The organism is Pseudomonas edaphica, from assembly GCF_005863185.1.
In the GTDB taxonomy this organism is placed as follows: Bacteria; Pseudomonadota; Gammaproteobacteria; order Pseudomonadales; family Pseudomonadaceae; genus Aquipseudomonas; species Aquipseudomonas edaphica.
The window spans coordinates 1-6530 of the sequence record NZ_VBVZ01000353.1 but is presented as its reverse complement, the minus strand read 5'-3'; the positions used below and the strand labels follow the sequence as shown (position 1 = coordinate 6530).

Genomic DNA, 6530 nt, shown 5'->3' with positions numbered 1-6530 from the left:
CCCACACACCACCCCCACCAGCATGGTCAGCCCGGCCACCGTCACCAGCACCCGCGCGTCGAAGTCCTTGCGCAGCATCAACAGCGACGGCAGGCTCACGCTGGGCAAGGTCATCAGCAACGCCACGGCCGGGCCGGTGCCCATGCCCAATGTCATCATGGTTTGTACGATAGGAATCTCGGCTGCCGTAGGAATGACGAACAGCGTGCCGACGATGGCCAGCGGTACCAGCCACACCAGGCTATTGGCCATGGCCCCGTCGACATGGGGAAACAGCCACACCCGCGCGGCGCCCAGAATCAGCACGGCGACGATATAGATCGGGATCGTGCTCCAGAACAGCTGCCACAGAGTCCGCAGCCACCGGCTCAAAAATGGCTGCGACTCGGTCTGACTCACGTCAGCCACTGCGTCCAGTGCCGCTTCCGGCACATGGTCGGGACGGGCAATGCGTTGTGCGACCAGCGACACGCCCACCACCAGCACAATCCCCGCCACCAGGCGTAACGCGGTAAAGCCCCAACCCAGCACAAAGCCCATGAACACTAAGGTTGCCGGGTTCAGCACCGGGTTGGCGATCCAGAAGGCCAGCGCCGCGCCCACCGACACCTGCTGACGGCGCATGCCCGCTGCCACCGGGGCCGCGCAGCAACTGCACATCATCCCCGGCAAGGCGAACAGCCCGCCACGCAGGGTCGAACCCAGCCCGGCGCGGCCAAACAGGCGCAATAGCCAGTCGCGGGGGATCAACACTTGCAGCAGTGACCCCAGAATCACCGCCAATACGGCAGCTTTCCAGATCGCCAGGAAATACACCTGGGCATAGGCCAATGCCGCGGCCAAAGGCGCGCTTTGCTGATCGTTGAGAATCGAGGCGCCGATGCTGTGGTTATCCGCAGCGACAAAGGCCTTGAGGTAGTAGGGCGACCACTTCACGTAATAGAGGCCGATGCAGGCCACCAATATGAACAGCGCTGGTTTCCACCAGAACGACCAGCCCCGGTTGGGCTGGGTGGAGATGAGGTTGGGCATGGTGCAAGTCCGCAGATGATTCAATAGCGGGGCATCATACGCGCCTACTACCGATCGTTCCCACGCTCCTGCGTGGGAATGCAGGCTGAGACGCTCTGCGTCGCGACGCTGGCCCCAGAACCTGAACCTCGCGCAGGGTGAAAGTTGAGCGTTACGGAGTGAATTCCTACGCGGGAGCGTGGGCTCTATCTGCAGGGCTTCAGATATCCGCGCTCACTTGGGTTGCATCCGGGCATGTCTGCTGGCCGTTATCCAGGCCTTGCTTGTAGTTGCGGCTCAGCAGCGAAGCCTTGCCGTTGTGCCAGGTCAGTGTCAGTACATAGAGCGTGTCGTAATCGCCGCCCGACCAATCGTCCGTGATGGTGTGTTTTTCACCCGAGGCTTCACTGGCCACCCGGTTGATCAGCTCCGGCAAATAACCGTGTGACCAGGCGGTGTAGATGATGGAGTTGTGGTACTTGTCTTCCACCAGCTCATCGGCGAGGTCGTGGGTGTCATTGGCGGAGAACTTGATGTTCACCGGCAGGCCAAGCTTGATGGCGCTGGGGCTGATGGTCATCAGGGGTCGAATGTAGCTGTAGGAATTATCGTGCTCGCCTTCCTCGACATTGCGCGTCGGGTTGGGCGCAAACACGTAGTTGGCCTTGCCGAATTTTTCCGGCAGCACGGTGGCCAGGTTCATCGCGCGGTTCAAACCCTGGCAATTGAGCTGGCCGAGGCCGCCGACGGGTTTTTCGCCGTGGCGCAGGAACACCAGGGTTTGCACACCGTCCACCGGCGCGGCGCGGCTGATTCGCGACTCCAGGGTCAGGCCGATGGCGCCGCCCACCAGCAATAGCGGCAACATGATGTAGGCATAACGTTTAAGACGTTGCGCAAGGCACAGAGGCTTGATTGTCATTGTAGGTTCGAGTCTTCAGTGCAGCGATTAAGGCGAGCAAGCCTGGCCCCAGCGACGCATCCAGCGTGCTGCGGTTTAACCTGTGATTGTTACGGGGTGTCTTCCTTTCACCGTCATGGCGCAGTTAAGAGTATGAATCGGCTCTTTGGTTCGCCTGCGCGCACCATAGCGCGGTTATGTTGCGCAATGATGACCCATGCAGGACGGCGTGCAGGTGGCTATTATGGGGACTTTGAGCCTGGGGACTTCCCGATGAACGCACTTGCCGCTTTCCCGATCAACAGCAAATGGCCCGCCCAGCACCCGGAGCGCTTGCAGCTGTATTCGCTGCCCACGCCCAATGGGGTCAAAGTGTCGATCATGCTGGAGGAACTGGGCCTGCCTTATGAAGCACATAAGGTCAGTTTCGAGACCCAGGACCAGTTGTCGCCAGAGTTCATGTCCCTGAACCCCAACAATAAAATCCCGGCGATCATCGACCCCAATGGCCCGAGCGGTCAGCCGCTGGCGTTGTTCGAATCCGGCGCAATCCTGATTTACCTGGCGGAAAAAACCAGCCAGTTGCTCTCCGAAGACCCGGCCACCCGTTACGAAACCCTGCAGTGGCTGATGTTCCAGATGGCCGGTATCGGCCCGATGTTTGGTCAGGTCGGGTTCTTCAACAAGTTTGCCGGCAAAGCATACGAAGACAAACGCCCACGTGATCGCTACGCCGCCGAATCTCGGCGTTTGCTCGGCGTGCTGGAAAAACACTTGCTGGGCCGCACCTGGATCATGGGTGATGAATACAGCATCGCCGACATTGCCACCTTCCCATGGATCCGCAACTTGATCGGTTTCTACGAGTCCGGCGACTTGGTTGGCATCGCTGATTTCCCTAATGTGTTGCGTGCACTGGACGGTTTTGTCGCCCGCCCGGCGGTGATTCGTGGCCTGAGTATTCCGAGCTAAGACATGCCGACTTTCGATTTCAAGCAACTGGATGTGTTCAGCCGGGTTTCGCTCAAGGGCAACCCCTTGGCGGTCGTGCTCGGCGCCGATAGCCTCACCGACCAGCAAATGGCCGACTTCGCCAACTGGACCAACCTCAGCGAGACCACGTTTTTGCTGACGCCGCGGGATCCACGGGCGGATTATCGGGTAAGAATTTTTACCACGCTTAAAGAGCTGCCGTTCGCCGGGCACCCGACCCTGGGCAGTTGCCATGCGTGGCTGCAGGCAGGCGGCGTGCCCAAGGGTGAGGAGATTATCCAGGAGTGCGAAATCGGCCTGGTGCGTGTCCGTCGCCAAGGCGATGAACTGGCGTTTATTGCACCGCCGTTGTTGCGCACAGGGCCGGTGGAAGCGCCCCTGCTGGAGCGCGTGCGCCTGGGGTTGGGCCTGGCACCTGAGGCCATTGTGCGCAGCCAGTGGGTGGATAACGGCGCGGACTGGCTGGCGGTGATGCTGGCCGACCGCGAGCAGGTGTTGGCCTTGCAGCCCGATTACGCGCAATTGCACGGCCTGGCCATTGGCGTCATCGCACCCTGTGACCCGGCGCGTGACGAGGTGGACAGCCACTTTGAAGTGCGCGCTTTTATCGCCGGTGACGGCGCCCAGGAAGACCCGGCCACCGGCAGTTTGAATGCCGGTGTTGCCCAATGGTTGCTGGCCGAAGGCCTCGCGCCCGAGCGGTATGTGGTCAGCCAGGGCACCGCGATTGGGCGTGCCGGGCGAATTCACGTGGAGCGCCAAGGTGATGAAATCTGGGTGGGCGGCGCAGTGGCGGCGTGCATCGAAGGGCGAGTCCAGCTCTAGATCAATATATTGTTACGGCCCACGCAATACACTATTGGCCCCTGGGCGTTTGTGCTGCGGGGGCCAAGGGGCATAAGCTTTTGCCCCAACTATTCTGCCGCTATCCAGGAAAGCCATGACCAGCCAGTTCCCCCAAGCCCGTCCTCGCCGCCTGCGCCGCTCCCCGGAGCTGCGTGGCCTGTTCCAGGAAACCGAATTCACCCTCAACGACCTGGTACTGCCGATTTTTGTCGAAGAAGAAATCGACGACTTTGTGCCGATTACCAGCATGCCGGGCGTGGTGCGTATTCCTGAGAAAAAACTGGCCGGTGAAATCGAGCGTTATGCCCGTGCCGGGATCAAGTCGGTGATGACCTTCGGTGTGTCCCACCACCTGGACGCCAACGGCAGCGACACCTGGAAAGAGCGCGGCCTGGTCTCGCGCATGTCCTCGATCATCAAGGACGCCGTGCCGGACATGATCGTGATGTCTGACACCTGCTTCTGCGAATACACCGACCACGGCCACTGCGGCGTGATGCACGGTGCCCACGTCGACAACGACGCGACCCTGGTCAACCTCGGCAAACAAGCCGTGGCCGCCGCCCGCGCCGGTGCCGATGTCATCGCACCGTCGGCCGCCATGGACGGCCAGGTCCAGGCCATTCGCCGTGCCTTGGACGACGCGGGCTTCACCCATATCCCGATCATGGCCTACTCCACCAAATTTGCCTCGGCCCTCTACGGCCCATTCCGCGAAGCCGGCGGCAGCGCCCTCAAGGGCGACCGCAAAAGCTACCAGATGAACCCAATGAACCGCCGCGAAGCCGTACGCGAGTCCCTGCTCGACGAACAGGAAGGCGCCGATGCGCTGATGGTCAAACCGGCTGGCGCCTACCTCGACATCATCCGCGACATTCGCGAAGCCTCACGCTTGCCGGTGGCTGCGTATCAGGTGAGTGGCGAATACGCGATGATCAAATTTGGCGCCCAGGCAGGCGCAATTGATGAGGCCCGAGTGGTGCGCGAGACGTTGGGGTCGATCAAGCGGGCTGGCGCGGATTTGATTTTTACGTATTTTGCGATGGATTTGGCGTTGGCTGGGATCTGATTTTGGGTTTTGGGCCTGTGGCGAGTGAGGTTGCTCGTCACAGGAGCTTGAAGCTATGCATACAGTGATTCAGACCATCGTGTGCGATACGCAATTTGCTCGTTAATGTCGTTTGTGAGTTCATTTTCTTCATAATCGAATATACGAACGAGCTTCGCGTCCGGATCACCTAGTTTTGTTTCGTAAGCAACCAATCCACTAGACATTTGTGAGCACATTGCCGAAGGATATACATTGATTTTAGCGCCTTTACAGAGGAATTTTATGTCGCTAAAGTCTTTTCTCATTAGGCCAAAACACATATAGATGTCAATGTCGGTGTAAGTTTTTTTTACGCCGTTCGCGAACGTTATCGAGAGCGTTGCTGTTTTTCCATCACACTCGATGGTCGCGTTTTCGCGAATCGAATTTCTGATTGTGGTGATCTCTAATTTTTTCACTTTCTAATCTCTATTGGGATTAATTAATGAATAGTCTTTATGACGTCGTGCCGGACATGATCGTGTTGCTCGACACCTACTTCTGCGAATACACCGACTACGGTCATTGCGGTGTGATGCACGGCGCTCATATAGACAACGACGCGGCTTAGGTCACCCTCGGCAAACACGTAGCCGCCGCCCTCGAAGACGCTGGCTTCACCAAAATCCAGATCATAGCGTTGGCCGGGATCTGATTTTGGTTTGTGTGCCTGTGGCGGGTGAGTATCTCACCACAGCGTTGGTATTGACTGACTTCATCAGTCGTTACTGTCTTTTGGATCAGCGGTTTCAGTCCGATTTGCACCTATAGACGTTATCCATTTTTTGTAAAAATTATATTGCTCGTTTGGGTCGCTCGTGAGGTTATGTTCTTCAAAGTCAAATATGTTGACCAAGTCTTCTCGTGTAGCACGTTTCCCAAGAGTCAATTCATAAGCAACCATTCCTCCACTCATCTGCGAGGCCATGCTAGAAGGCCTAACATTGATTTTCGCACCTTTACAAAGAAATTTTATATAAGGGAAGTCTGCTCTAACTTTTGCCAAGCATTGGTATATGTCTTCTGCTGTGTACACTTTCGCGAAATTATCTGCTTCAGAAAATTTCAACTTTATATGGGTGGAGTCATATTTGAAAGTGACGTATTTTTCTACGTTATTTATTATGGCTTTAATTTTTTTTGTTTTCATTTTACTTTCCTGTTTGGGTTTGGAATCGAATATCCCACATAGCTGCCATCTCGTTTCATAGGCGTCGCACCCAAAATGTCTTCTGTATTTATCTTGCTTTGTATAGCTATTTCGGTTTCATTGTCAAAAGGTGCTAATTTTCCTAATTCTTTGTTAACGTCACGACCGGGAATCTTTTTTAGCGCGTAGAGAAAGCCTTTTCGAGTTTTGTATTGGGTCGCAAAATCAATTCCGATAAGTTTCGAAGGAGAAGTACTTATGAAGTTGCTCGGTGGGTTGTTGCTGTCGAGCGCGTGCAAGTATAAGTCATTGCTGTCGCCCTTGCTTTTAAATCCATATTGAAAAATACGCTCTGGAGTTTTGTCATCGCCACGGAATAAGTATTCGCTGTTGCTGGCCGGCTGTTTGGGCTCTCCTTTATTTACTTTCGCTTTGGCGATGTCTACCGCTTCAGATTTTGATTTACAGCCATCCTCACCAGGGCACGAGTTCAAACCTAGCGGATCCGCCCACCCGGTAGGGTTAGGCACGTATTGGTA

At 56.4% G+C, this 6530-nt stretch carries 8 protein-coding genes and 1 pseudogene; 4 read left to right on the top strand and 5 right to left on the bottom strand.

The annotated features are described in order from the left end of the window. A partial coding sequence (locus FEM54_RS21205) for a permease (RefSeq protein ID WP_138452843.1) occupies nucleotides 1-1032 on the bottom strand: 1032 nt, incomplete at its 3' end. Nucleotides 1033-1231: 199 nt separating this feature from the next. Further along, nucleotides 1232-1933: a histidine phosphatase family protein gene (locus tag FEM54_RS21200; protein ID WP_099550054.1), complete on the bottom strand. Its 702-nt coding sequence runs from the start codon at nucleotides 1931-1933 to the stop codon at nucleotides 1232-1234. Between the two features lie 252 nt (nucleotides 1934-2185). On the opposite strand from FEM54_RS21200, the gene FEM54_RS21195 reads away from it, so the two are divergent. From FEM54_RS21195 to hemB, 3 genes are all read left to right on the top strand, one after another. Beyond that, nucleotides 2186-2884: a glutathione S-transferase N-terminal domain-containing protein gene (locus FEM54_RS21195; protein WP_017137779.1), complete on the top strand. Its 699-nt coding sequence runs from the start codon at nucleotides 2186-2188 to the stop codon at nucleotides 2882-2884. Nucleotides 2885-2887: 3 nt separating this feature from the next. Beyond that, complete coding sequence (locus tag FEM54_RS21190; protein ID WP_017137780.1) at nucleotides 2888-3730, top strand: PhzF family phenazine biosynthesis protein; 843 nt, start codon at nucleotides 2888-2890, stop codon at nucleotides 3728-3730. 115 nt (nucleotides 3731-3845) lie between these two features. Beyond that, a complete protein-coding gene (gene hemB, locus FEM54_RS21185) occupies nucleotides 3846-4820 on the top strand; it encodes a porphobilinogen synthase (protein WP_069786976.1) in 975 nt (324 codons plus the stop codon). Between the two features lie 53 nt (nucleotides 4821-4873). On the opposite strand, the gene FEM54_RS21180 is transcribed toward hemB, so the two are convergent. Beyond that, nucleotides 4874-5260 carry a hypothetical protein gene (locus tag FEM54_RS21180; protein WP_138452841.1) on the bottom strand — a complete coding sequence of 129 codons (387 nt, stop codon included), beginning with the start codon at nucleotides 5258-5260 and terminating at the stop codon, nucleotides 4874-4876. A 41-nt stretch (nucleotides 5261-5301) separates the two neighbouring features. On the opposite strand from FEM54_RS21180, the pseudogene FEM54_RS34715 reads away from it, so the two are divergent. Continuing rightward, nucleotides 5302-5481: pseudogene (locus tag FEM54_RS34715) on the top strand (porphobilinogen synthase); the annotation flags it as partial. Nucleotides 5482-5559: 78 nt separating this feature from the next. Here the strand turns inward: FEM54_RS34715 and FEM54_RS21170 are convergent. Next, entirely contained in the window at nucleotides 5560-5991 is a 432-nt protein-coding gene (locus FEM54_RS21170) for a hypothetical protein (RefSeq protein ID WP_138452839.1), read from the bottom strand. Beyond that, the coding region (locus tag FEM54_RS21165; RefSeq protein WP_420875324.1) for a scabin-related ADP-ribosyltransferase at nucleotides 5988-6530 on the bottom strand (543 nt) is incomplete at its 5' end. The genes FEM54_RS21165 and FEM54_RS21170, both read right to left, overlap by 4 nt.

Bases quoted from the DNA above. Each gene is read 5' to 3' on its own strand.
- FEM54_RS21200 (WP_099550054.1), bottom strand. From the start codon at position 1,933: ATGACAATCAAGCCTCTGTGCCTTGCGCAACGTCTTAAACGTTATGCC.
- FEM54_RS21195 (WP_017137779.1), top strand. From the start codon at position 2,186: ATGAACGCACTTGCCGCTTTCCCGATCAACAGCAAATGGCCCGCCCAG.
- FEM54_RS21190 (WP_017137780.1), top strand. From the start codon at position 2,888: ATGCCGACTTTCGATTTCAAGCAACTGGATGTGTTCAGCCGGGTTTCG.
- hemB (WP_069786976.1), top strand. From the start codon at position 3,846: ATGACCAGCCAGTTCCCCCAAGCCCGTCCTCGCCGCCTGCGCCGCTCC.
- FEM54_RS21170 (WP_138452839.1), bottom strand. From the start codon at position 5,991: ATGAAAACAAAAAAAATTAAAGCCATAATAAATAACGTAGAAAAATAC.